Raw genomic sequence first — 23666 nt, 5'->3', positions numbered from 1 at the left:
CGCCGTAATTCACGAAAGAATGCGCACGAAATTCTTTTCAACACAGTGGATTGATATGAAGGTACTGGTTACCGGGGCGACCAGCGGCTTAGGCCGAAATGCGGTCGAATTTCTGCGCAACAAGGGCATCAGCGTCAGGGCTACCGGTCGCAACGAAGCGATGGGAAAACTGCTGCAAAAAATGGGCGCGGAGTTCGTCCATGCTGACCTGACGGAGCTGGTCTCCTCGCAGGCGAAAGTGATGCTTGCCGGTATCGACACGCTGTGGCACTGCTCCAGTTTCACCTCCCCGTGGGGTACCCAGGAAGCCTTCGATCTCGCCAACGTGCGGGCAACCCGTCGTCTGGGCGAATGGGCCGTTGCCTGGGGCGTGCGTAACTTTATTCATATCTCGTCACCGTCGCTCTATTTCGACTATCACCACCATCGGGACGTGCAGGAAGATTTCCGTCCGGCTCGCTTTGCCTGTGAGTTTGCCCGCAGCAAGGCGGCCAGCGAAGAGGTGATTGACCTGCTGGCACAGTCGAACCCGCACACCCGCTTTACGGTCTTACGTCCGCAGAGCCTGTTCGGGCCGCACGACAAAGTGTTTATTCCGCGCCTGGCGCAGATGATGCACCACTACGGCAGCGTGCTGCTGCCGCGCGGCGGCGATGCGCTGGTGGATATGACCTATTACGAAAACGCCGTTCACGCCATGTGGCTGGCAAGCCAGCCGGACTGCGATAAGCTGATCTCCGGTCGCGCCTACAACATCACGAACGGCGAACCCTGCGCGCTGCGCAGCATTGTGCAGCGCTTAATTGACGAGCTGCAGATCGACTGCCGCATCCGTTCAGTCCCTTACCCAATGCTGGATATGATTGCCCGCAGCATGGAGCGTTTTGGCAGTAAATCGGCCAAAGAGCCTGCGCTGACGCATTACGGCGTATCGAAGCTTAACTTTGATTTCACGCTGGATATTTCGCGGGCGGAGAACGAGCTTGGGTACAAACCGATCGTGACGCTGGATGAAGGGATTACGCGTACGGCGGCGTGGCTGCGGGATCACGGGAAGCTTCATCGGTAGATCGGGTCCTGCATTTTTACGATGAGAAAAAAAACGGCAACCCGAAGGTTGCCGTTTGTCATTTTGCTGTTTTGCTGATTACAGCGCAGTCCACGCGTCCTGCCATGCAATCCCTTTACCTGGCTCGTAGTAGGACGGCGCGTTATTGCACCAGCCGCTGTACGGATAAGGTTTGCACTGGAACAGCTGGCCGCGGTTGTTAACGATATCGCCTGCTTTCCATTTGGTTTTGGAGGTCCAGGTCGGGTAAGTCCCGGTCTGGCCGCCGTTGGTCTGCTTAGCCTGTACGTTCAGCGTATAGGTGGTAGTGCTGCTCAGCTCGCCGTCGCTGACGGTAAGGTTGATCGGGTACTGCGTCGCCGCCGCCACTTCCGGTGCATTGAACGTAATAATCGCTTTATCATCGCCGCTTACGGTCTGGCCGTTCGGAGCCGTCCAGGTATAAGTCAGGTGGTTACCGTCTTCGTCAGTCGAGCCAGACGCGTTCAGAGAAACAGATTTCCCCGCTTCAACCGCCCCCACCGGACCGGCGATTTTTGCTACCGGCGCATGGTTTACCGGCGCTGGCGTATTATCTTCCGGAGCCGGGGTGTTATCGTCCGGCACCGGCGTGGTGTTGCCTTCGTCCGTTGGGTCGACAGGGGTCGGCGTCGGAGCTGGCGTGACGCTACCGCCGTCGGAAGTGCCGTCTTCACCCACCACGTTGACGTTGAAGTAATGCTTCACGCATTTGGTGTAGTCACCCTCTTTAAAAGCGCTGAATGGCGTCTGGTAACCCACCAGCTGGCAAGAGTAGGTCTGGCCTGACGGGGTATCCGCGCTCCATCCCCAGTCCTGTTCCCAGTAGATCTTCAGCGCGCCGGCACCGCCTTCGTCGAACTGCTTCATGTTGGCGCAGCCCAGCACTTCGTTAGACGGAACAGGCACCTTCAGGTAGTTGGCGAACTCTTTGTAGTATTTGATACGGTTTTGAGACTGGGCGATCTCAGTCGGGCCACCGCACTCCACGCCGCCGTTGATGATCTGCGTGGTCACGCCGAAGCCCGGAACCAGACCATTCGCCTTATCGTGATCGTTCGGCTGCCAGGTGCCGTCGATAACCTGCAGCATGCTCGGTTTTGGCGGCTGCGGGTAGGCGAAGAAGAAGATCGCGGAAGCAAGGTTCAGCCAGGTGTCCGCCACCAGCTCAGGTTTGTCCAGCAGTACGCGGACGTCGCCGTACATCGCTTCAGAGAACGGGCCGTAGTTGTAGTTATAGGAGAGCTGTTTCGCACCGCGACCAAAGTAGCTAACGAAATCGCCATCTTTGTCTTTACCGCACGGCCAGGTCTGACCCTGCCAGACATCCGGGTTACATTCGCCGTTATAGCCGCCCTTCTGACCTTCGCTCCAGCCCATCTCACGCACGTAAACCAGCGCCTGACGCCACTCGGCTTCCGGACGCCAGGACTCGTGGCCGCCGGTTTCCTGCGCGAAGTGCGCGAACATGGTTGCCAGAGACTTACGGCAGATGGCATCGCTGTTACGACCATCGGTATAGGTCTGGCACAGTGCCGGGAATTTACCGACCGCTTTCAGGAAGTTGCTGTAGGTATATTCCGGCGCACGCAATGGGAAGAGATATTCCCAGTCGCTGGCCTTGATAATCCCTTCCACGCGCTTGACGTTTTCCGGGTTTGTCGATTTACCCGGCTCAATTTGTTCCACCAGGCTGTTGTCCAGCGTGCGGATGGTTGACTTCACTGAAGCCATCAGCGGGAAGTTGGTCAACTCCTGCTCTTTCTTCTGCAGATCGCTGGCCTTAACGGTGTAAGGTTCGCTGCTGGCCTGCAGCTGGGTTGCCTGAGCCATAAACGGTGCAACACATGCGCCCGCGATAAGAACACTGAGTAATGTTCTCTTGTTCATGTCAATGGTCCTCTTAATTATATTAAGGGTAAATAAAAGTTAATTTGTTTCGCGGTTTATTTATTAATCATTTAATAAATAAACCCGGGAGCAGTTTTCGTTTTATGAAGAACACCAGTCGGTACTCTTCAAAAAACAAAAATCAATAATAATAACGGTTACGGGTGCTACGTTTTAATTTCTGATATTTATTCCAGACCTTACGGGCATAGACCATGCGCTGCGGGTAATTCTCTTTTTTCAGACCCGCGTTATAGGCGCCGACCGCCTCCCAGTTATAGCCATAAACTTTAATCATTCCGGATAATATCGATGCGCCAACCATAATTGAGGTGCAGGGCTCGGTAATTAACCGGTACTCATTAATGCCTTTTCGCTCCAGCTCGGAAAAATGTGAACTATTAATCTGCATCAGGCCGACATCACGCGTTCCATCATTATTCTGTCCAATCGCATTGGGATTCATTCCCGATTCAACATTAGCAATGGCATACAACAGATAAGGATCCACATGGTAATAACTGGCGGCTTTATCCCAGCAGTTGGCAAAGACGCTATGGCTTATTATCAGCAACAATAAAAATAACGTTTTCATTTTCAGTCCGGCTCTTTTTCATTGTCTCCTTACGCGCTTATCGCGCTGTTTCCTGATTTACGGTCCACGTCCGTCGCGGGACGTGGACCGTGATGGCGGGCAAGTTACTTACCCGCATCGTTATGGCTGTGACTTACTGGCAGTCAGCCGCAGGGCCTTTTTTCACCCATACATCGCTGCTACCGGGTTTATCACCCTTCGTCCACCATTTCGCGGTGTAGGAGTAACCGTTGTAGGTAGTGGTGTCGCCGCCGTTATAGACCACGTCGGAGCGCCAGTTGAATTTCACCTGACTGACCAGCTCCCATGCATCCACACCGAAGCCCGGCTGGTTGCCCTGAGTCCAGTATTTTGCTTTCCAGACCAGGTTGTCGAAGCTGACGGTATTGCCCGCGTTGTAAACCTTGCTTGCACTCCAGGCAGCGTATTTGCTGGCGTTGGCGTCAACAGGCTTATCGCAGCTACTGGTGGCAGAACCTTCGTCAGACGGCGTATTGCCTTCATCGGATGGGGTGTTACCTTCGTCAGACGGCGTGTTGCCTTCATCGGAAGGGGTATTGCCTTCGTCAGACGGCGTGTTGCCTTCATCGGAAGGGGTATTGCCTTCGTCAGACGGCGTTTCCGCCGCTTTAGGCGTTACCGTCACCTGCACGTTAGTCTGTACGCTGGACTTGCCATCGCTTACCACCACGGTCAGCGTGTACGTTGATTCCGCGTCCACGTCCGGTGCGGTGATGTTCAGGTTCGCGGTGTCTGCGCCTGTCGCCTGCATATTCGCAGGAACGCTCCAGGAGTAGGTCAGCGCGTCGCCATCAGGATCGTTAGCCTGAGCGTGCAGAGAGTAGCTCTGGCCCGCTTCCAGCGTCACGGCTTCCATCTGGTTCACGACCGGCGCCTGGTTTGCTTTCGGCGCTTTGTTCACGACCTGGACGTCAGCGGTGCTGCTCAACCCTTTCGCATCAGTGACCGTCAGGCGGAACGCCAGAGTCTGGTTACTGGTGACAGCGGCAACGTTGAAGGTCGCTTTCGCTTTGGTGCTGTTGGTGAGGGTCACCGACGGGCCAGAGATCTGCGTCCACTTGTAGGTGATGGCATCGCCATCCGGATCGGTGGAAGCCGAGCCATCCAGGGTCACCGTCGCCGGACCGGTTACGCTCTGGTCCGCGGAAGTCGCTACCGGCGCATGGTTGGTCACCACCGGATCAACCGGCGCAGCGCCGCCGCCTGTCAGGCTTTCATTCATCGCGTTCAGAATGTCTCCGGTATCGGAGTCGATAGACCAGGCAAACAGACCGCCCAGGTTTTTCGCCAGCACATACTGACCTTTCGCCGTTGCGGAACGCGCATCCTCATAGGTGATCAGATCGCCGGTGGTTTTGTTAAACAGATACGGCGCTTCAGCGGTAGCATCATAGTTGTATTCCCAGCCCGGTTTACCTTTGTACTCGTTAACGATCTGACGATAGTCAACCACGCCAGGTTCCCAGGTCCCTTTCACCATGCCCGTTGCCGTGCCGGTGAACGGGTTGTTATTGCTGTAACCGTGAACGCCGGTCCAGCCGCGACCATACATGGCCGTCCCCACGACAATTTTGCCGGGCTGTACACCCTGCGCCAGCAGCGCATTGACGCCGTTTTCGGTGGTGTAATTGGTATCCGGTTTGTTCGCCGGCGCACGCAGTGCCGCCTGGTGACCCAGATCGGTATTGCTCCAGCCGCCGTAGAAGTCGTAGCTCATCAGGAAGATGTGATCCATGTACTGCTGGGCAGTGGTGTAATCAACGTCTTCAATTTTGTCGCTGCCTGAACCGATTGCTGAGGTCAGTTCAAAGGTACGGCCGGTTTCGGCTGACAGTTCATTCATCATGGCGCGCAGTTCGCGCATCAGTGCGGTATAAGTCTCTTTATCCTGCTGCGGGTTGCCCAGCGTTTCGTTCTGACCGCCGCCGCCCGGGAATTCCCAGTCGATGTCCACGCCGTCGAAGAATTTCCAGGTTTTCAGGAAATCTTTCACGGAAGCCACGAAGCGATCGCGGATCGCTTTGTCATGCATTTTGAAGAACGGATCGGAGAGGGTCCAGCCACCGATAGACGGCAGCACTTTCAGCCCTGGATTGGCTTTCTTCATTGCCATCAGCTGGCCGAAGTTGCCTTTGTAGGGCTCGTCCCAGCTGTCGAGGCCAGTCCGGGATTCCTGCAGTGCGGCCCACGGGTCGTGAATCGCCACCTGGAAGTCCTGACGGCCCGCACAGGCGCGCTTCAGCGCTTCGAAGCTGTTACCCCCTTCGATGGTTTTCAGGCTGTCGTTGATGCCATCGCCGCCGCAGATTGGAATGAAGCCATACAGAATGTGGTTAAGGTTAGCCGCCGGGATTTTATCCACCGGGAATTTACGGTCATAAACGCCCCACTCAGGGAAATAGGCACCGACCACTTTATCGGTATGCTTAGAGAGGGTTTTATTATTTTCCTGCATAGTGGTGTTGAGCGGCAGCAGATGGCTACCGTCGGTATCCGCGACGATAATCAGTTTGCTGGCGCTGGTGCTGCACCCGCTGGCGTTGCAAAGTTCAACCGTTTCCTGATAGCGACCGCCTTTGGTCACTTTAAATGTTGCCGTACCGGACATGCTGCCTGCACCGGTCCAGACGGTTTTGCCGTCGAGCAACACTTTCGCTGAAGTCGGCGCCGCGCCGCTCCAGACATCCCACTGCACTTTAACATCGGCGCCATCATGGACTTTGACGAGGTTGTTGTATGCAGTAGCAGACTGATCAACTTCGACAATGGCAAATTTATCATTACCACTGGCGATAGTTGCTTTACCTGGCACGGCTGCGAACACCGGGCTTGCAGCCGCTGCAACGAAGAGTGCCAGATATTTAGGCTTCAGAAATTTCATTATTTGATCCTGATAATACGATTTGTGAAATTAAATACCCATGCTTTTCCATTAAACATGGACAAACGTTATTTACTGATAAATTAATCGTGAACGTTTCTGGTTCGCGAAAGACCTGCTTATTATTGCGCTGTACCTTCCTCCACTCATAAACTTCGACAAATGTTTTATTGCGTAGAGAAGAATACAGTGGGGAATTTATTTTCGCCTTTCATTCCCCCGATGAAAAAATTTCAAAAAAAACTTGACTGCATTATTTAAAAGATGAGATGTGGGATTTGCGCGATAAATACAACCAGCCCGGAAAATGCAATATATGGACCAAAGGAAATAAGATTATTTTTATTCTCAAAGGGCTTTAACAGGCAATGCATGATAATGCCCCCCAGCGCCGCGATCAGCACGATAGAGGGTAACGCTTGCCAGCCGCACCAGGCACCCAGCGCCGCCAGCAGCTTAAAATCACCATAGCCTAATCCTTCCCGGCCGGTCAGCAGGCGGAATGCCCAGAAAACCAGCCAGAGCGAGAGATATCCCGCCACTGCGCCATAGATAGCATCGGTCAGCGGTAGCGTACGGAACAGGGCATGGAACATCAGCCCCGTCCACAGCAGCGGCTGGGTCAGGCAGTCCGGCAGCAGCATATGGCGCGCGTCGATCACCACCAGCGGCAGCAGCAGACTCCACATCACCCACAGCGCAATCAGCGCCAAAAACGACGGCGCCAGCGCGGCGCTGGCGGCAAAGAAGAGAGCGCTACATACTTCCACCAGCAGCAGTCGCAGCGGAATCGCGCTATGGCAGTGGCGGCAGCGGCCGCGCAGCGCACACCAGCTAATGATGGGAATATTTTCCCACGCGCTCAGGGCGTGGTTGCATTCCGGGCAGTGAGAGGCGGGAAACAGCAGATTGCCTGCCCCCTCTTCTTCCATTACCAGCGGCGGAATACGCTCCGCCACTACGCCGAGGAAACTGCCGAGGATCGCGCCCAGCGCTCCGCTCATGACGCACAGACCCGGCAGATTCGCCTGCTGCAACAGCATTAGTGGGTTCATGCGCTTTTCGCCCAGCTCAGCGTAATGTGCGCTTTCACGTCACTCTGACGATCCACCGGCGTTAACGCGAGTTTCTCCAGATGGATACCGGAAGAGACGTTCATCTCACGCAGCCAGTTTTGCAGGGCAGAAACGCTGACGCGCTCGACATCAAAGGTCAGCGACTGCTCTTCCTGACGCACGTTTGTCAACGCGAGGTGCACGACTTTGGCACTTTCTTCCACCACGCTGCGCGGGTTCGGGGTATTGACGATTCTGGACTGGAGATGGTTTTTATCAATTTCCTGGCGCATCCAGTTCAGCGTCTGCTTCTGCTTAAATAACACGGCCTCGTTATTTTTGATGAGAGTATCGAGCGGCATCATCGCGCCGTAATAAACCATCGCGCAGCAGAGTGCCCCGCCGCAGAGTTTAAATAAATTACGCTCGCGTGGACTGTAATGTTGCCAGCGGTTTTTTAACTGGGCTATTTGCGTTTTCATTTATAGCTCCCGGTAATAATGGCGGTATAAGGCGCCTCGCCGGAAATCGGCTGCATCGTAAATTCAAAGGTTTCGGCGCTGCGGGCGACAAAATCCTGCAGGGTCTGTTTATCCATGGATTTCACATTCAGCGTCAGCTGATTTTGAGTTTCGTCATATTCCACGTTATTGATCTCCAGCGACGGCAATGACTGCCTGATTTGATTCAGCGCTTCGAGCTGCAGGAAGATCCCTTTCTTCGCCTTGCTGATATTTTGCCCGACGTAGTATTTCAGGTTGCTGGTCTGGCGCAGGGTCGGGAAATAGTGCTGCGCTACGGTGGTCATCTCCCGGTGGATCTCGTTTTGCTGATGAGTGAGCATCCACGCCATACCAACGCGGGGGCCGATCAGCAGGCCGACGCAAAGCAGCGCCGCCGCCGCGAGGGCCGTTTTCGCATGGCGAAAACGCGGACCGCTGGCGCTGCGCCCGGAAAACTCCCCGTGCAGCATGTTGATACGACAGCCCTGCCACTGGGGCTGGATCAGCACCAGCGGATGCTGCCACGCCAGCCGTTCATCCACCTGTACCTCCTGCGGCGCATCGCCGTAGCAGCACACCTCACCCGCCCGGCATTTACTCAACAGCAGCGGCAGCAGGACCGTATCGGCTTCGCCAGCGCTGCCGGGGGAAAAACGCAGCCAGTAGCTCTCCTCCAGGCTCACCAGCGTCGTGCCCCCTTCGCTCACCGGCAGCAGCCAGGCATCCGGCAGCGCCTGGGCCACCGTGAGCCCCGCCTGAGCGAACAGCTCCAGCCAGTGGCGCAGACGTTCAGCGTCAATGGCCACGGCATCCACCTCCGCCCCCTTTTTGTTCAGCACCGTCCAGTGCAGCGTATCCACCTCGCTGAGCAGCGTCTCTTCCGCCATCCACGAGAACTGCGCCGTCTGGGCGGAAAGCCCTTTTTTCGGCAGGGTAAAATGACGAAAGATCGTCTCGCTCGCCGGCAGCAGCAGGCACACCTGCTGAGAAAGCGGGTGGCAGGAAAGTTCGCTCAGTGCGCTCCAGCCCGTCAGATATTCCACCCGATCGTTACCGGATTCACACCACCAGATTTTGCCGTCCTCACGGGTGTCGGGACGAATAAAAAGCACCTTTTTCATTATCTTCATCTTATTCAACCATTCGGTAGCGGCGTTGCCAGGTCACGACCTTGCCAGCCTCACTGTCAACGTGAAGCTGGCTGACGACGCGCAGCGTTAAATCATCGGTATTGCCGGTGGTTTCCACCCGAAAATAGCGACTGTTGACCGCAATCCTGTCCTGAATCTGCGCCAGGATATCTTTGGTCTGCGGATAGTTGCTCTCCAGCACTTTGCTGAATGCCTCCAGCGACGCCCACCCCTCATCCGGGCGTGAATCGAGCAGGCGGGCAGCGTCGTCCGTGTTTAACACGCCGGTAAAAACCGCCGCCAGCAGCGGCGCCTGTTCACGTGTTAAGGTATTCACATTTATGGTGCCATCCGTATCCGGCAAGGCGCACAGCAGCTTGCTGACCTTCGGCCACGCAGCCTGCGGAAAGGCGGGCAGCAGTCTGATTTCGTTGATGGTGCGCATCATTTGATTCGCCGGACCGCGGGCGGGCGTCACGCTCGCCCAGGCATCGGCCTCCTGGCCCTGTTTCGCCGTCACGTCGTCGGCGTCAAGATAATCCACCAGCTGCTGGTAAATCTCTTCTGCCGCCAGCGTACCGACGCCACTTTCAGCCAGCAGCTGTTCGATAATCTGCTCTTTGACCGGTTTTTCCGGCAGCGCAGTTGGGTCGGCCGGGGCCGCAGGCGCCGCGTCACCGGCCAGCAAACTATTGACGTTAAAGCAGGTCCGGGCATCCTCCACCTGACTCACCACGGTGTAATTCTCCCCGAGGGTTTTCAGCGGCTGTGCCCAGTCACCTTGCGGCGATAGCCCCGCCCCTTCTGAACTGGCCGCTTTCTGCAACACGTTTTCCAGTACCTTCTGTTGACGGGCAATGGCCCAGCGCAGCGTCTGCTGGCTGACCTGATAATGCGTTTTTTGCAGGTGGCGGCAGAACTGCTGACTGATTTTCGCCGCCAGGGCGGACATCATCACCAGCAGGATCAGCACCACCAGCAGCGCCACGCCACGCTCTTTTCGCGCTGTTTTGCCGCTCATGAACTTACTCCTGGATCGACTGCCGTATCGGGCTGCGGGGTTGTTACGGGCTGGGCCGCATTCTCCGCTGCCGGCTGCGCCGGGTCCGCATTCGTCTCTTTTGGCGCGGTCTGGATCTCAGGCATATTGCCGGGAGTGAGAAAAACCCAGCGCCAGGTTTCGCCGTTTTCCATGGTCAGATTCAGCTCAACGCCATCAGGCTGATGGGCGATGTCGGTCCATTTTTCCTGCCAGCCCTCGTGCCAGAAGCGCCATTTCATCTCTTTCACATCGCTCAGAATCGGCACTTCTTCCGGCTGCGCGCTGGCAGGACCGTCGATAGCAGCCCAGACGTTGCGCCACAGGCGCTTGTCCTTTAACGTCCAGCTAACCCGCTCCAGCTGCACCTGGCTGCTGATGCCGTTCAGGGTTGTCATTTCCACACCATTCTGCTGCTGGACGAACACCTCGCCGCTGTTGCGCGGCGCGCGCGCCTGTTGCTGATAAAAGTCACGCGAGAGGAGGTTGTACGTGCGCTGAAGCGCCGTCACTTTTGCCGCCGCCTCGTCGCTGGCCGTCGAGGTACGCATCGCGCCATCGAGCGTTTGCCAGGCGAGAATGCTGATCACCGCGAAGATGGCCAGCGCAATCATAATTTCCAGCAGGGTAAAGCCCTGCTGACGCTGCACCTTACTCACGATCCACCTCCGGTTCGGCGAGCTGAAGCGCCACCACCGGTTGCGCATCGCTTGCTTCGCTGTAAACCCGTACCTCATCGGCAAAGGTATTTTCGGCGGTTTTCACCCGCTGGATATGCCAGGTCCAGGTTTGTCCGCCCATGGTTTCGGTGCCCACCTGCTCGGCGTCCGGGAAGTCGGTCTGAGCCAGCTGCGCTTGCGCCAGCTGATTTTCCGCCACCCATCCGGCCTGCAGCGTTTCCGACAGGCTGTGGGTAAAGCGCACGTTAAGGGTGACGGAGTTCATCAGCGCCAGCGCCGCGGTGGAGAAAATCACCAGCGCCACCATCACTTCCAGCAGGGTCATCCCCTGCTCTTTGGTTTTGCGTTTAGTCATCGTTTTCCACCACCACGGGAACAGAGCCCTGTGACGTCACGTGAAAGCGCTGCTTTTTATCCAGGCTTTCGAGGCTGAGCGTGAAGCGGCTAAGCTCGCCGTCCGGCAAAAAAATGATTTGCGGTTCATCGTCCAGCGTGGCCGCCAGCGTTCGCGATGAGAGAGAGACATGCATCTCCTCAGGAAACTCGCCGCGGGTGGCGATCCGCCCCGACTTTAACGGTGCCCAGTGGCGCTCGCCGTTATTTACAACCTGCGTCACCAGTTCAAATTCTGACGAGGTCATCACCAGCCCGACAATATTTCCGTCCATTACCGCACGGTCAGAACCATATTCAACGAGGGATTTTAGCTGCTGACCAAATGTATCTGCGCCGCTGCGTGATGGAATGGTGGTGACCACCATCATGGCGCTCAGGGCGAATATCACCAGCGCCACGATAATTTCCAGCAGGGTAAATCCACGTTGCTTATTCATTACTTAGCTTTTTTATCAAAAGACCAGTTGCTGATATCGTCGGCAGTATTAGCTTCTGCATCCGGACCGGCTGAGAAAATATCGACAGCGCCATGCTCGCCCGGGCTGACCAGAATATAGTCATTGCCCCATGGGTCCTGCGGCAGGCGACGAATATAGCCGTCGTCACGGTAGCCTTTCGGAACAGGCGCAATTTCAGGTTTGGTCACCAGCGCCTGCAACCCCTGCTCGGTGGTCGGATAGCGATGGTTGTCGAGTTTGTACATATCCAGCGAACCTTCCAGCGCCACAATATCGCTGGTCGCTTTCTGAATATCGGCTTTTTCTTTATTGCCCATTAAATTAGGCACAACCATACTGGCCAGCACACCGAGAATAACGATAACTACCATTAATTCGAGCAGCGTGAACCCCGCCTGACGCTTCAGGCTATTTTTTTTCAAAGACATGATTAACCCACCATATTATTAAGTTGAAGAAGCGGTTGTAATATTGAAAGAACGATAAATAAAACAACGGTCGCCATAGTTACTACCAGTGCCGGTTCAAATACCGACAGCGTTAACGTAATTCGATGCTGTAATGCAGATTCCTGGTTTTCCGCCGCACGATCCATCAGCGAGCCCAGCTCGCCGCTCTCCTCCCCGGAGGCCACCATGTAGAGCATGGTGGGTGGAAAAATTCTCGCCTGTTCCAGCGCGTTGTAGAGGGATGCCCCCTGGCGCACGGTGTCCGCCGCCTGCTCAAGCACCTGCCGGGCATAGAGGTTATCAATCCCGTCCATCGCGATGTACATCCCTTCCAGCAGCGGAACGCTGCTGGCCTGCAAAATACTCAGCGTACGGATGTAGCGCGCGCTGTTGATGGCGCAGACCAGTTTTTTCAGCGGTGACTTTAGCAACAGCCACCGATGGTAAACAAACCGGTTCTTTTCTACTTTTATCCAAAATTTAAAGCTCGCCGACGCCCCGAACAGGCCGCTGGCGATAACGATGCCCCAGGCCTGTAAAAAATCGCTCACCGCAATCAGCGTGCGGGTGGTTACCGGCAGCTCTTGTTTCATGTGGGTGAACTGGTCGATGACCTGCGGCACCACGGCGACCAGCAGAATGGAGATCACCGCGATCGCCACCACCGTCAGGGTAATGGGGTAGACCATCGCCTGGGTGAGCTTGCTTTTCATCTTCTGGCGCTGCTCGTTGTACTCGGCGAGCTTTTCCAGCACGCCACCGAGATGACCGGTCTTTTCACCGGCCATTACCAGGGTGCAGTAGAGCTTGTCGAAGCTGCGCGGAAACTGGCTGAAGGCGTCGAACAGCGTGTGACCTTCTACAATCTTGTCGCGGATCTCGGTCACCATCGCCGCCAGGGTTTTATCTTCCGTCTGCTTCGCAATCGCCTTCAGCGCACTCTCCAGCGGCAGCGCGGCATTGACCAGCGTCGCGAGCTGTCGGGTAAACATCGACAGCACCGGAATCGACAGTTTTGCCCCTTTACGGGCGTTTTTTCCCGCCGCCGGATCGCTGGTCGGCGCAATGTTCACTGGCATCAGCTTCTGTTCGCGCAGCATCTGGCGCACCTGCTTGGGCCCTTCGGCCTGCAGGGTGCCGCGCTGGGTTTTCCCCGCGGCGTCCGTCGCGGACCACGCATACCAGGCCATTACGCATCCCCCCCGCGCTCGGCGGTGACACGCATAACCTCTTCCAGCGAGGTCACGCCGGAGATCACCTTCAGCAGACCGTTTTCACGCAGGCTGTAGGCCTCTTTGAAAAGCTGCGTTTCGATGGACATCTCATCTTTGTCTTCATGGATCGCACGCCGCATGGCGCTATCGACCACCAGAAATTCATGGATGCCTGCGCGTCCCTGGTAGCCGCTCTGGCCACACTGTTCACAGCCCACGGCGCGATAAATCGCTTTCGGCGGCGTTTCCATAAAGGTGAACAGCGCTTTCTCATTGTCATCCAGCGGACTGGTCGTGCGACAGTGCGGACACAGCCGACGCACCAGACGCTGGGCAATGACGCCAAGCAGCGACGAACCGATTAAAAATGACTCCAGCCCCATATCACGCAGACGGGTAATGGCGCCCGCGGCGCTGTTGGTGTGCAGAGTGGACATCACCAGGTGACCGGTGAGCGAGGCCTGTACTGCGATTTGCGCGGTTTCCCCGTCGCGAATTTCCCCGATCATCACCACGTCCGGGTCCTGGCGCAGAATGGCGCGCAGTCCGCGCGCAAAGGTCATGTCCACGCGCGGGTTGACCTGGGTCTGCCCGACCCCTTCCAGTTCATACTCGATCGGGTCTTCCACGGTCAGAATGTTGCGTTCATGGCCGTTAAGCGCCGACAGCAGCGCGTACAGGGTGGTACTTTTCCCCGAACCGGTCGGGCCGGTCACCAGGATGATGCCGTGCGGACGTTCAATCAGTCCCTTTAACTTCACCAGCTCTTCGTCAATCAGACCGAGCTTGTTGATGTCCGGCTTAAGGTTGCTTTTGTCCAGCAGACGCATCACCACGCGTTCTCCGTACTGAGACGGGATAGTGGAGACGCGCACGTCAATCGCCTTACGACCAATGCGCAGCGAGATACGACCGTCCTGGGGAAGACGTTTTTCGGCGATGTCCAGTTTGGACATCACTTTGATACGCGACACCAGCAGCGGCGCGAGCTTGCGCGCCGGCTGCAGCACCGGACGCAGCACGCCGTCAACGCGAAAACGAATGCTCAGGGTGCGCTCGAAGGTCTCGATATGAATATCGGAGGCCCCTTCTTTCACCGCTTCGCCCATAATGGCGTTGATCAGGCGGATCACCGGTGAGTTCTCGTCGTTATCGAGCAGATCTTCGTTGTCAGGGATCTCCTCGGTTAACGCCATCAGGTCAATATCGGCGTCCATGTCGTCCACCAGCTGCTGCGAGACGCCGCTGTTCTGCTGCCAGATGTTGGTCAGCAGTTCGTCAAACGCTTCCGCCGTCAGGATCGTCGGGGCATAGGAGCGCCCCAGCACGCGGCGCATCTCCAGCAGGGCATATGCCTGCGCATCCTCGCGGATATAAACCTCACCGTTATAGAACAGGACCCCGTTCTCTTTCGCCCAGGTGCTGGTACAGAGCGCATTACTCATCTCGGTCATGTCGCTTGCACCTTACTCTTTAAACGGGTTGCGGGACGACACCGGCGCACTGGCGCTCACCGGCACGGCATGGCTCTGGGACGGATAGGCTGGCAGCATCGGTGAATCCGCATTCTCTACGATGCCCAGCTTGTGCTCTTCCATACGCTGCTGCTGACGCGCCTGGATCTGCTCATATTTCTCTTTCGACGCCGCGCCGTAGTTGTCGTCGTCGCGCAGTACGGTGGTGTGGATAAACACCATCAGGTTACGTTTGGCGCTGTCCTGGGAGGTATAGCGGAACAGCTGACCCACAACCGGAATATCGCCCAACAACGGCACTTTCGAGACCGACTGTTTGGTGACGTTTTCCATCAACCCACCCAGCACCACCGTCTGCCCGCTGTGGACCATCACTTCGTTGTTGATGGTGCGGGTGTTGAACGTTGGGCCCAGGCTGGCATCGGCCGTCGAGGTGTTATCCACGCTGGAAACTTCCTGCTCGATCTTCAGATGGATCATGTCGCCATCGTTGATCTGCGGTACGATTTTCAGCTTCGTACCGACGGTTTTACGTTCCACCGAGTTAAAGACGTTATCGCCGCTGGTGGTCTGCGAACCGGAGAGGACCGGAACGTCCTGACCGACGTTGAACGACGCCTCTTTGTTATCCAGCGTCACCACGCTCGGCGTCGACAGAATGTCGTTTTTGCCGTTAGTGGACAGCGCCGTCATCAGCGCGCCAAAGTCGCCGTTAAAGAAACCGGTCGCCAGGCCCGTATAGCTGCCAATGACTTTTGACTTCTTGATCTGGCTGATCGGCAGGCCGGTCGAACCAAACTGAACCCCACCGTGTTTACTGGTCCACTGCACGCCCAGATCCAGACCGTTACCGTCCTGAACTTCGGCGATGATCGCCTCCACCAGCACCTGCGGACGGCGGATATCCAGCTTGTCGATCACTTTTTCCAGTGAATTCATGACGTTTGGCTGGGCGGTGATCACCAGCGAATTGGTAGACTCGTCGGCGGAAATATTCAGATCGCCTGCCATCGGCGCGGCTTTGCTCTTGCCACCGCCCGCTTTATCCTTCAATTGCTCGCCGATCCCCGTCAGCACCGGCACAACTTTGCTGGCGTTGGCGTATTTCAGGTAGAAGACGCGGGTGTTGCCCTCGTTGTTCTGCTCGCGATCGAGCTGGGAGATCAGCGTCCGGGTGCGCTGACGCGCCTCCGGGCTGCCGCTGATCACCAGGCTGTTAGTTTCATCGTCGGCGACCACTTTGGTCGCCAGCTGCGGGGCGTTTTGCCCTTTCTGCTCTTCATTGTTGAGGTTGTTCAACATGTCAGAAAGCTCTTTGGCCGAGGCAAAACGCAGTGGCACGATTTCACGGCGCTGGACGCCGCTTTGGTCCACACGCTGCACCAGATCCACCAGGCGGTTAACCACCGAGGCTTTGCCGGTTAACAGCAGCACGTTTGACGGTTCAAAATGGACCACGTTGCCGATGCCGGAGGCGTCGTTCAGCTGACGCAACAGGGGGGCCAGCTCACGTACCGGAACGTTCTCCATCCGCACCACGCGGGTGATGACTTCGTCGCCTTTGCCTGGGTTTTTGCTGTCGGCAATGGGTGCGCCCGACATGCGCGCTACCGAGGAGCGCACGACTTTCACCATCCCGTTATCCATCGGAATCACCGACAGACCATAGAGATCCAGCACGCTCAGGAAGAACTGGTAATATTCATCTTCCGTCAGTACGTTGTAGGTGCGAACCGACACCGTTCCCTGAACGGAAGGATCGACCAGAATGGTTTTATTGAGGTTACGCCCGACGGTATCGATAAATTCGCGGACATCGGTATTTTTAAAACTGGCGCTAAAGTTCGCCGCGAACAGCGAACCTGAATATAACGACAATGCGGTCAGCGCTACGCACGCCCATGGAAATTTCTTCATGTCTGTACACTTATTAATTGTTAAGAACATTGACCCGAATATTTTCAAGGTGAGCGTGACGCCGGATAACGACATCCGCTTCTTTCATTTTTGACCAGCGGGCAACAATCTCTTTTGCCTGCGCCTCTTTAGTCATATCCACATCGTCAACTTTTACCACCACATCACCTTTTTCCAGGCCAGCATGGCTGTAGAAAGACGACGCATTGCGTGGATTAATGTTGTAGCCTTCCAGCTGGCCTTTTTCGATTAATGGTTTTAACACCAGATAATCATCCAGATGCAGATTATCTAACCCTGCATCTTTCTTCGATTTGGTTACCGGGGCGCTGTCAACGCCGCCTTTGAAATAGTCCGGTTTTTTAAGTGAAATAACCTGCGGCGCGCCTTCATAATTCACCACCACATTATCAGGATGAATTTCGGCAATATAGGCATTGTCAAAACCGGCGAGCATTTCGCCCTCGCGATAGCTCTTTTGTCCGGCGGGGGTTTTTATCACCGCAAAGGACAGCCAGGCTTCATCGCTGCTGAGAATACCTTCTATTTCCGCACTGAGCGGCTTTTTCACCGCCGCTGGCTGTTTCGCTGGCATCACCGCCGGCGAAAAAAGTACAAACTGGTTTTCATCGTGACTTTTTTTTTGCATATTCTTTTTTGAATCAGATAACCTGTTCGTCACTTTTTTATAATCTTTATAAACCATATACCCTTGCTGGCCGCAGAAAATAAGCAGCACAAACATGACGCAGGGCATAATCAATTGAGTAACAAATGACATACGCATTTTTTAACGAGCCTTTCTGCCAGTCAGTAATTCACAGCACTGGGCTGTATGAGTGAGTGGCGTAAATACTAATGTGTTTCCTCGCCCCCGCCCATTCACACTTCCGCTAACAATAATTTAGAAAAAGATTGATCGTTAAATAAACCTATGATAGAGGCGCAGACAGAATATTTTTATCCTGCATTCAAATTGCCCCTTCCGCCTATATCCTTTACTTTTCCGGCTCCTTGCTATGAATCAAAGAGACGGTAATACGCTATGTATATGCGCCATTTTAATTTCACTACCCAGCCTTTCCGGGCTATCACCCGGATGTCAGGTGATTTTTTTGTTCCGTATCATCAGGATGTGTTCGGTTTGCTGAAAGAGAAGTGCCAGACAACAGGCGTCACTGCGCTCTTTAGCGACGACAGCTATCTCGCCTCGCAGTTTTGCGATGCGCTGAAAAAGCATGACGGCACGCTGCTTGCCATTAACGCCTTCCCAAAACTCAGCGCCAGCGGCCTGCTCTATAAACTCAACGCCACCACTAAAGAGAGCAAAACCCGGATCCAGGCTATTGATGCCGTGCTGCGTCAGTGGCAGGACGAGATGTTGTCCCGCAAAACCACGCGTAAAGTGCTGGTCATTTCGCATATTCAGTCGATGAAAGCGAATTGCCATGAGGCACTGTCCATGTTGTTAACCCGCGCGCAGGAGCTGGATGTGCCTCTGTCGGTTGTGCTGATGGGATCGGCCGACCAGGAAGCCGCCCTCCAGCAGTCCGGGTTGCGTGAATCTCTTCATACGCATCACACGCTCCGGCCCCTCACCTGCCGCGAGTCCCTGAGCTATGTTCAGGCCCAGTGTGAAGCGCATGGCAGCGACGCGACGCCGTTCACCCGGGCCCGCATGCGCAAGATGCATGTTCTGACCAAAGGACAGACAGGCAAACTCAACGAGCTGGCGCACCTTGCGATGCTAGCCGCCTGGACCGAGCGTTCAGCGCAGGTATCGCCGCGCCATCTGCGCCTTGCCGCAGGAGAAGTTCTGCCGGCGAAACCGAAGGGCAAACGCCTTGCCGTTATGGGCCTTTTTGCCTCCGTACTGTTTGCCGCCTGCGGCTGGACATTGATGCCCACCATTACCGCCAGACTGCCGGTACAGCTGCCCGTGATGGCCAGCTGGAAACCGCAGGCGCCAAAAACCGACGCGCCAGCAGTGCCGGTTATTGATAATGAAGTGGTAAATAAGCCCGATGCGATGCATCAGCTCTATACCATGTGGGGTTATGACGCCACGATGGAAGAGGCGCTCTGCCAGAACGCCGGGCAGGTCAACCTGATGTGTAAGGAGGGCAGCGCTCCGGTCGAGGAGCTGGCAAAAGAGGGTTACCCGTGGATCGGCGAGATCAAAACAGGCGATCACCTGAACTATGTCGTGGTGGCCAGAGTAGACGATAACTCGCTGGATCTGCTGATGAATAATCGCACCTGGCAGGTGAGCCGCAACTGGTTTAACCAGCATGCGACCGGCAATTACACCCAATTGCACCGCCTTACGCCGCAGGGGAAAGATGCCGTGAGCGCCGAAAGCAGCGCCAAAGATCTGGGCTGGATGGATCAGCAGCTTAGCCTGGCGCTGAATCTACCCGAAACCCATACAAAGGCGTGGACGGCCGAACTGATGCAACGTACCCGCGAGTTTCAGCAGAAAATGCATCTGCACGTGGACGGGATTGCGGGTGAAGATACATTGATGCAGTTAATGCGTGAAACCCGGACTACGCCAAGCGTACTTATTCAGTCCGCAAATATATCTGCGACCCCCACCGCGCAGGAGAAACATTCATAATGTCGACAATTACTCTGGCTGCTCAGCGCAGCTATACCCTGAGCGCACCGGTCTGGTTTTCTTACCGGCGCCCCTCGCTGAAAAAAGCGGTCTGCACCATCCTGCTCTGGGTGGTGGGAATAGTGATGACGATCGCTGCGGGACTCTACGCTCATCTCTACTGGGATCTGCGCCATCCGACACCTGAGCCAATAAAAGCGAGCGCCGTTAAGCCAGAAACGACGCTATCGGATATGCATTATGTCTATGTCAGTAAACCGTTCCCGCAGCCTGAACCAAAGCCAGAACCGGTAACAAAAGAGATGCCGCCGCTGCAGGAGATGCCCATTGATAGCGGCGATGCCGACTGGCAGCAGGCGCCCGACAGTGAAATGCCGAATAATCTTTCCCGGGATACATTGCCAGGGACAGAAGTGAGCCATTCTGCTATCCCCGAACGGGATAATACCGGTCAGACAGTTGATGACGGGGCGATCAAGGCATTATTGATGAAGGCGTTAAAAGAGCAGGAAAAAGATTATTCGCAAGGGAAAATGCCCGCGCCTCCTGTAGATGAATCCACGGCAGGAACGCAGGCAAATAATGTAATGAAACATAGCCCTCCTTTCAGTTAAAAAGGAGGTAAATAGCGATTAATATTTCTCTGGCAATACTGATAAATACATAAGGCGGCCTTTCTCAACCTGAATATAATTACCTTTTTTCAGGTCGGCTAGGATTTTAATAATGGTACTGCGGGCCAGGCTGGTATATTCCTGAATATAGTCATAAATATTGATATCGCGCTGATGGTGCACAATCAGTTCGTTAATTTCCAGCAAGAACTCGCGAACAATCGAGTACGCGCTGCGGGCCACCAGCACTTCGTCACGCTTGCTGAGCAGGCAAACGTACCAGGAGAGGACTTTACTCAAGGCTTCCCACAGGTTTTTTTCGCTTATCAGACGGACAAAATCATCTTTTTTAATGGTGCGCACCACGGTATTGGCACGAACCAGGCCGTACATATGCGTTGAGTTGTAATAAATAGAGGAGAGACCAAAAATACATTTATTCTGTAAGGTGAACATACACAGTTCATCCGACTCGCGGCGGAATTCAACTTCACCGCTCACGATAAAATGAATATCTTCGTTGTTATCGGTACTGATACGCTGCCATTTGCGTAAGGTTCTTTCTTCAAAACCTTCAGTTGCCGCGATAAGGGCGTCAAGTTCTGCTTGTGGACGGCTATTTTTACTGTAGATACTTAACATTGTTATACCTATTAATATTAAATTGAAAAAGGTGAACGTGTGCAATCACAGCGCATAAGTGCGTAGTCCATTTAACAAATGTAAAGTAAAGCTAAGACCTTAGAACATCCGTATTTCTTATTTGTCGTGCTGATATATTGTCAACCACGTTTGCGAGTAATTTCGACTGAGGAAACTATAAAACATTTACGCCGTGAATGTGATTTAAAAATCAGTCCAAAAGAAGACCCTATAAAGGTGAAGTCGGGTAACCCGAAGGATTACCCCTGCCCGTAGCGCTCCAGCAGCGCCTCCGCGATAGCCAGCGTTTCGCGATCGGCCACGCCGTCCCAGCGCGCCGGGCGAAAATGCATCTGAAACGCGACGATAACGCGCTTCTGCTGCGCATTCGTCATGTTATCGGTCACCTCATAGCCGTAGCGCGCCAGCAGATCGAGCAGCACCTTCGGCTCCACGAGCTCATCGCGCGACTTGCCGTTCAGGTAAAACGCCACCCGCGCCGGGTCGGGCCATGCACCAATCCCCTGCTGCGCCAGCTCACGCCACGGGAACAGCGGGCCGGGATCGTCTTTGCGCTGCGGGGCGATGTCCGAATGGGCCACCACATTTTCAGGTCTGATGTTGTAGCGGGCAATAATGTCTTTGGCGAGCGGAACCAGCGCCGCAATTTGCGCAGGCTCAAACGGCGTAAAATGCTTAACGCCCGACGTTTTTTGCCAGCCGCGGTTCTCCAGCTCAATGCCGACAGACGTATCGTTAATCCGGTTGGTGCCGCGCCAGAAGCTGATGCCCGCATGCCAGGCCAGTTCGCTTTCAGGCACCAGCTGCCAGATGCGGGGCTTACCGTCCGGTGCCGGGGGTTTAGCCGGGATCAAATAGTGAGAGCTGACGTTCTTATCCGTCAGCGTGGCCAGCGAGCTGTCAAAGTCATCTGCGGTGTAGTGGATCACCAGCACCTTTATACGCGGGTAAGCCGCCTGCGCCTGATGACGCGTGTCCAGCTCGTAGGCGCCTTTGTCGATAATCCCTTTTTCCGTGGCACACCCTGCCAGCAGCAGCGCCAGCAGGAGCGTGGCAAGCGAACGCGTCATCGGAGGGTTTTCACCGCCGTACCGCTTACGCTCACCATCAGCATGCTGGCATCTTTCCCGACCGTTTCGTAGTCGATATCAATCCCCACAACCGCATCAGCGCCGAGGGCTTCCGCCTGCTCGCCAAGCTCTTTAAAGGCGATTTCACGCGCTTTGCGCAGCTCTTTTTCGTATGCGCCCGAGCGGCCGCCAACGATATCGCGGATACCGGCAAAAAAGTCGCGGAAGATATTGGCGCCGAGAATCGCTTCGCCGGTAACCACACCGCAATACTCGGTTATTGTCTGCCCTTCCAGGGTTGGCGTTGTTGAAAACTGCATGGTTTCTCTCCTTCTTTAGCGTTCAATGCCTTAGGCACAGCATTATCGGTTCGTTACGCTATGATTGAAAGGATAGTTAATAAATAAGGAAATCAACATGCGCTATTCTGCTTTAACACTTTTGGTGCCCTGCGCGCTGGTGCTCAGCGCCTGTACCACCACGGTCACGCCAGCCTTTAAGGATATCGGTACCCGCAGCGGCCCCTGCATTGAGGGCGGCCCGGACGCCGTGGCGCAGCAGTTCTATGATTATCGCATTCAGCACCGCAGCAACGATCTCACCGGCCTGCGCCCGTACCTAAGCGACGGTCTGGCAAAACTGCTTAACGACGCTACCCGCGATCCGCAGCATAACGCCCTGCTGAAATCCGATCCGTTCTCCAGCCGCACCACGCTGCCGGACAGCGCCGAAGTAGCCAGCGCGTCAACCATCCCGAACACGGATGCGCGTAATATTCCGCTGCGCGTTAAGCTGACGCAGGGAACCCAAACCTGGCAGGATGAAGTACTGATGATCCGTGAAGGACAGTGCTGGGCGGTAGACGACGTGCGCTACGTTGGCGGCAGCGTTCATGCCCCGGCAGGCACGCTTCGCCAGTCGATTGAAAATCGCTAAACCCGCCGATACAACCCGGTAACCCCCGTAAAATGTGCGGCATTTCATGCGGAATGCCGACATTTATTCTCGCCGACCTTACCGTTCGCTATTTTGTGCTATGTTTAAGAGGAAACACGGGTTATATTTAACTTTTAACGCATAAATATTGCATAACTATTCTGTCAACGGTACTATCTGCGGCCTCAATTGCTATAGATTGCCTGGATGAGTAAAGACTGCCCCGATGAGTATTAAACTAAACGGCATTAACTGCTTCTACGGCGCACACCAGGCGCTGTTTGACATCACGCTGAACTGCCCGGAAGGCGAAACGCTGGTTTTGCTTGGCCCAAGCGGTGCAGGCAAAAGCTCCCTTCTGCGCGTCCTTAATCTGCTTGAAATGCCCCGTTCAGGTACGCTGGCAATTGCCGGTAACCATTTTGACTTCGCGAAAACGCCGTCTGATAAAGCGATTCGCGAACTGCGTCAAAACGTCGGCATGGTCTTCCAGCAATACAATCTCTGGCCGCATCTGACCGTCCTGCAAAACCTGATTGAAGCGCCGTGCCGCGTGCTGGGGTTAAGCAAGGATCAGGCGATCGCGCGCGCTGAAAAGCTGCTGGATCGCCTGCGCCTTAAGCCCTACAGCGACCGCTATCCGCTGCACCTTTCCGGTGGTCAGCAGCAGCGCGTAGCCATTGCCCGCGCGCTGATGATGGAGCCTGCGGTATTGCTGTTTGATGAGCCAACCGCGGCGCTGGACCCGGAAATTACCGCCCAGATCGTCAGCATCATTCGCGAGCTGGCGGAAACCAATATTACGCAGGTTATCGTCACCCACGAAGTGGAAGTGGCGCGTAAAACCGCCAGCCGTGTGGTCTACATGGAAAACGGGTATATCGTTGAGCAAGGTGATGCGAGCTGCTTCGCGAACCCGCAAACCGATGCCTTCAAAAACTATTTATCTCATTGATTGTGTCAGGGGAAATAT

The 23666-nt window shown here is 55.3% G+C and carries 23 protein-coding genes; 5 read left to right on the top strand and 18 right to left on the bottom strand.

The genetic code is table 11. The annotated features are described in order from the left end of the window. Nucleotides 1–55: 55 nt before the first annotated feature. Nucleotides 56–1069 (top strand): NAD(P)-dependent oxidoreductase, encoded by a 1014-nt coding sequence (locus QMN93_RS06895; RefSeq protein ID WP_193138981.1) that lies wholly within the window; start codon nucleotides 56–58, stop codon nucleotides 1067–1069. Nucleotides 1070–1147: 78 nt separating this feature from the next. On the opposite strand, the gene QMN93_RS06890 is transcribed toward QMN93_RS06895, so the two are convergent. The 15 genes from QMN93_RS06890 to gspC all read right to left on the bottom strand — a co-directional run bounded on the left by QMN93_RS06890 (nucleotide 1148) and on the right by gspC (nucleotide 17535). Continuing rightward, nucleotides 1148–2977, bottom strand: a complete 1830-nt coding sequence (locus QMN93_RS06890) for a chitinase (RefSeq protein WP_029739472.1) — start codon at nucleotides 2975–2977, stop codon at nucleotides 1148–1150. Nucleotides 2978–3119: 142 nt separating this feature from the next. After that, nucleotides 3120–3572: a type III secretion system invasion protein IagB gene (gene iagB / locus QMN93_RS06885; protein ID WP_029739471.1), complete on the bottom strand. Its 453-nt coding sequence runs from the start codon at nucleotides 3570–3572 to the stop codon at nucleotides 3120–3122. A 133-nt stretch (nucleotides 3573–3705) separates the two neighbouring features. Further along, nucleotides 3706–6474: a glycosyl hydrolase family 18 protein gene (locus QMN93_RS06880; protein WP_323619518.1), complete on the bottom strand. Its 2769-nt coding sequence runs from the start codon at nucleotides 6472–6474 to the stop codon at nucleotides 3706–3708. Nucleotides 6475–6731: 257 nt separating this feature from the next. Continuing rightward, nucleotides 6732–7529: an A24 family peptidase gene (locus QMN93_RS06875; RefSeq protein ID WP_193138973.1), complete on the bottom strand. Its 798-nt coding sequence runs from the start codon at nucleotides 7527–7529 to the stop codon at nucleotides 6732–6734. After that, nucleotides 7526–8011, bottom strand: coding sequence for a type II secretion system protein GspM (gspM, locus tag QMN93_RS06870; RefSeq protein ID WP_045887624.1), 486 nt, complete (start codon nucleotides 8009–8011; stop codon nucleotides 7526–7528). Before gspM ends, QMN93_RS06875 begins: the two co-directional genes overlap by 4 nt. Further along, nucleotides 8008–9153, bottom strand: a complete 1146-nt coding sequence (gene gspL / locus QMN93_RS06865; RefSeq protein WP_193138972.1) for a type II secretion system protein GspL — start codon at nucleotides 9151–9153, stop codon at nucleotides 8008–8010. Before gspL ends, gspM begins: the two co-directional genes overlap by 4 nt. Before the next feature lie 10 nt (nucleotides 9154–9163). After that, nucleotides 9164–10183 carry a type II secretion system minor pseudopilin GspK gene (gene gspK / locus QMN93_RS06860; RefSeq protein ID WP_193138971.1) on the bottom strand — a complete coding sequence of 340 codons (1020 nt, stop codon included), beginning with the start codon at nucleotides 10181–10183 and terminating at the stop codon, nucleotides 9164–9166. After that, nucleotides 10180–10860, bottom strand: a complete 681-nt coding sequence (gene gspJ / locus QMN93_RS06855; protein WP_193138970.1) for a type II secretion system minor pseudopilin GspJ — start codon at nucleotides 10858–10860, stop codon at nucleotides 10180–10182. Before gspJ ends, gspK begins: the two co-directional genes overlap by 4 nt. Further along, the gene (gene gspI, locus QMN93_RS06850; protein ID WP_023310955.1) at nucleotides 10853–11236 is read right to left on the bottom strand and encodes a type II secretion system minor pseudopilin GspI; all 384 of its coding nucleotides are present in this window, start codon (nucleotides 11234–11236) and stop codon (nucleotides 10853–10855) included. Before gspI ends, gspJ begins: the two co-directional genes overlap by 8 nt. Further along, nucleotides 11229–11714: a type II secretion system minor pseudopilin GspH gene (gene gspH / locus QMN93_RS06845; RefSeq protein ID WP_023310954.1), complete on the bottom strand. Its 486-nt coding sequence runs from the start codon at nucleotides 11712–11714 to the stop codon at nucleotides 11229–11231. The genes gspI and gspH overlap by 8 nt, the downstream gene beginning before the upstream one ends. Next, the gene (gspG, locus tag QMN93_RS06840) at nucleotides 11714–12163 is read right to left on the bottom strand and encodes a type II secretion system major pseudopilin GspG (RefSeq protein ID WP_072210895.1); all 450 of its coding nucleotides are present in this window, start codon (nucleotides 12161–12163) and stop codon (nucleotides 11714–11716) included. Before gspG ends, gspH begins: the two co-directional genes overlap by 1 nt. Nucleotides 12164–12165: 2 nt before the next feature. Beyond that, on the bottom strand, nucleotides 12166–13374 hold the full coding sequence (gene gspF / locus QMN93_RS06835; RefSeq protein WP_193138969.1) for a type II secretion system inner membrane protein GspF: 1209 nt from the start codon (nucleotides 13372–13374) through the stop codon (nucleotides 12166–12168). Next, nucleotides 13374–14852: a type II secretion system ATPase GspE gene (gene gspE, locus QMN93_RS06830; RefSeq protein ID WP_193138968.1), complete on the bottom strand. Its 1479-nt coding sequence runs from the start codon at nucleotides 14850–14852 to the stop codon at nucleotides 13374–13376. Before gspE ends, gspF begins: the two co-directional genes overlap by 1 nt. A gap of 12 nt (nucleotides 14853–14864) precedes the next feature. Next, nucleotides 14865–16790, bottom strand: a complete 1926-nt coding sequence (gspD, locus tag QMN93_RS06825) for a type II secretion system secretin GspD (RefSeq protein WP_193138967.1) — start codon at nucleotides 16788–16790, stop codon at nucleotides 14865–14867. A 13-nt stretch (nucleotides 16791–16803) separates the two neighbouring features. Further along, the gene (gene gspC / locus QMN93_RS06820) at nucleotides 16804–17535 is read right to left on the bottom strand and encodes a type II secretion system protein GspC (protein WP_193139964.1); all 732 of its coding nucleotides are present in this window, start codon (nucleotides 17533–17535) and stop codon (nucleotides 16804–16806) included. 300 nt (nucleotides 17536–17835) lie between these two features. Here gspC and QMN93_RS06815 point away from each other — a divergent pair, with 300 nt between their 5' ends. Both QMN93_RS06815 and QMN93_RS06810 read left to right on the top strand, forming a co-directional pair. After that, complete coding sequence (locus QMN93_RS06815; protein WP_264884834.1) at nucleotides 17836–19410, top strand: ExeA family protein; 1575 nt, start codon at nucleotides 17836–17838, stop codon at nucleotides 19408–19410. Then, a complete protein-coding gene (locus QMN93_RS06810) occupies nucleotides 19410–20024 on the top strand; it encodes a hypothetical protein (protein ID WP_193138965.1) in 615 nt (204 codons plus the stop codon). Before QMN93_RS06815 ends, QMN93_RS06810 begins: the two co-directional genes overlap by 1 nt. 18 nt (nucleotides 20025–20042) lie before the next feature. On the opposite strand, the gene QMN93_RS06805 is transcribed toward QMN93_RS06810, so the two are convergent. From QMN93_RS06805 to QMN93_RS06795, 3 genes are all read right to left on the bottom strand, one after another. Next, a complete protein-coding gene (locus tag QMN93_RS06805; RefSeq protein ID WP_033145052.1) occupies nucleotides 20043–20666 on the bottom strand; it encodes a helix-turn-helix domain-containing protein in 624 nt (207 codons plus the stop codon). 260 nt (nucleotides 20667–20926) lie between these two features. Next, complete coding sequence (locus QMN93_RS06800; protein WP_182383227.1) at nucleotides 20927–21757, bottom strand: N-acetylmuramoyl-L-alanine amidase; 831 nt, start codon at nucleotides 21755–21757, stop codon at nucleotides 20927–20929. After that, the gene (locus QMN93_RS06795) at nucleotides 21754–22077 is read right to left on the bottom strand and encodes a heavy metal-binding domain-containing protein (protein ID WP_023310944.1); all 324 of its coding nucleotides are present in this window, start codon (nucleotides 22075–22077) and stop codon (nucleotides 21754–21756) included. Before QMN93_RS06795 ends, QMN93_RS06800 begins: the two co-directional genes overlap by 4 nt. A 97-nt stretch (nucleotides 22078–22174) precedes the next feature. Between QMN93_RS06795 and QMN93_RS06790 the strand changes: the two genes are divergently transcribed. Continuing rightward, nucleotides 22175–22693, top strand: a complete 519-nt coding sequence (locus QMN93_RS06790) for a lipoprotein (RefSeq protein ID WP_023310943.1) — start codon at nucleotides 22175–22177, stop codon at nucleotides 22691–22693. A gap of 226 nt (nucleotides 22694–22919) precedes the next feature. Further along, nucleotides 22920–23648, top strand: a complete 729-nt coding sequence (artP, locus tag QMN93_RS06785; protein ID WP_023310942.1) for an arginine ABC transporter ATP-binding protein ArtP — start codon at nucleotides 22920–22922, stop codon at nucleotides 23646–23648. The last annotated feature ends 18 nt before the right edge of the window (nucleotides 23649–23666 follow it).

This window comes from Enterobacter sp. R-1.6.2, from assembly GCF_035064085.1.
GTDB lineage: Bacteria > Pseudomonadota > Gammaproteobacteria > Enterobacterales > Enterobacteriaceae > Enterobacter > Enterobacter asburiae_B.
The sequence above is the reverse complement of the archived record's forward strand: the minus strand, read 5'-3'. Positions and strand labels throughout refer to the sequence as shown.

Excerpts from the sequence above, each read along its gene's own strand:
- QMN93_RS06895 (WP_193138981.1), top strand. The coding sequence starts at position 56 with ATGAAGGTACTGGTTACCGGGGCGACCAGCGGCTTAGGCCGAAATGCG.
- QMN93_RS06890 (WP_029739472.1), bottom strand. The coding sequence starts at position 2,977 with ATGAACAAGAGAACATTACTCAGTGTTCTTATCGCGGGCGCATGTGTT.
- iagB (WP_029739471.1), bottom strand. The coding sequence starts at position 3,572 with ATGAAAACGTTATTTTTATTGTTGCTGATAATAAGCCATAGCGTCTTT.
- QMN93_RS06880 (WP_323619518.1), bottom strand. The coding sequence starts at position 6,474 with ATGAAATTTCTGAAGCCTAAATATCTGGCACTCTTCGTTGCAGCGGCT.
- QMN93_RS06875 (WP_193138973.1), bottom strand. The coding sequence starts at position 7,529 with ATGAACCCACTAATGCTGTTGCAGCAGGCGAATCTGCCGGGTCTGTGC.
- gspM (WP_045887624.1), bottom strand. The coding sequence starts at position 8,011 with ATGAAAACGCAAATAGCCCAGTTAAAAAACCGCTGGCAACATTACAGT.
- gspL (WP_193138972.1), bottom strand. The coding sequence starts at position 9,153 with ATGAAAAAGGTGCTTTTTATTCGTCCCGACACCCGTGAGGACGGCAAA.
- gspK (WP_193138971.1), bottom strand. The coding sequence starts at position 10,183 with ATGAGCGGCAAAACAGCGCGAAAAGAGCGTGGCGTGGCGCTGCTGGTG.
- gspI (WP_023310955.1), bottom strand. The coding sequence starts at position 11,236 with ATGACTAAACGCAAAACCAAAGAGCAGGGGATGACCCTGCTGGAAGTG.
- gspH (WP_023310954.1), bottom strand. The coding sequence starts at position 11,714 with ATGAATAAGCAACGTGGATTTACCCTGCTGGAAATTATCGTGGCGCTG.
- gspG (WP_072210895.1), bottom strand. The coding sequence starts at position 12,163 with ATGTCTTTGAAAAAAAATAGCCTGAAGCGTCAGGCGGGGTTCACGCTG.
- gspF (WP_193138969.1), bottom strand. The coding sequence starts at position 13,374 with ATGGCCTGGTATGCGTGGTCCGCGACGGACGCCGCGGGGAAAACCCAG.
- gspE (WP_193138968.1), bottom strand. The coding sequence starts at position 14,852 with ATGACCGAGATGAGTAATGCGCTCTGTACCAGCACCTGGGCGAAAGAG.
- gspD (WP_193138967.1), bottom strand. The coding sequence starts at position 16,790 with ATGAAGAAATTTCCATGGGCGTGCGTAGCGCTGACCGCATTGTCGTTA.
- gspC (WP_193139964.1), bottom strand. The coding sequence starts at position 17,535 with ATGTTTGTGCTGCTTATTTTCTGCGGCCAGCAAGGGTATATGGTTTAT.
- QMN93_RS06815 (WP_264884834.1), top strand. The coding sequence starts at position 17,836 with ATGTATATGCGCCATTTTAATTTCACTACCCAGCCTTTCCGGGCTATC.
- QMN93_RS06810 (WP_193138965.1), top strand. The coding sequence starts at position 19,410 with ATGTCGACAATTACTCTGGCTGCTCAGCGCAGCTATACCCTGAGCGCA.
- QMN93_RS06805 (WP_033145052.1), bottom strand. The coding sequence starts at position 20,666 with ATGTTAAGTATCTACAGTAAAAATAGCCGTCCACAAGCAGAACTTGAC.
- QMN93_RS06800 (WP_182383227.1), bottom strand. The coding sequence starts at position 21,757 with ATGACGCGTTCGCTTGCCACGCTCCTGCTGGCGCTGCTGCTGGCAGGG.
- QMN93_RS06795 (WP_023310944.1), bottom strand. The coding sequence starts at position 22,077 with ATGCAGTTTTCAACAACGCCAACCCTGGAAGGGCAGACAATAACCGAG.
- QMN93_RS06790 (WP_023310943.1), top strand. The coding sequence starts at position 22,175 with ATGCGCTATTCTGCTTTAACACTTTTGGTGCCCTGCGCGCTGGTGCTC.
- artP (WP_023310942.1), top strand. The coding sequence starts at position 22,920 with ATGAGTATTAAACTAAACGGCATTAACTGCTTCTACGGCGCACACCAG.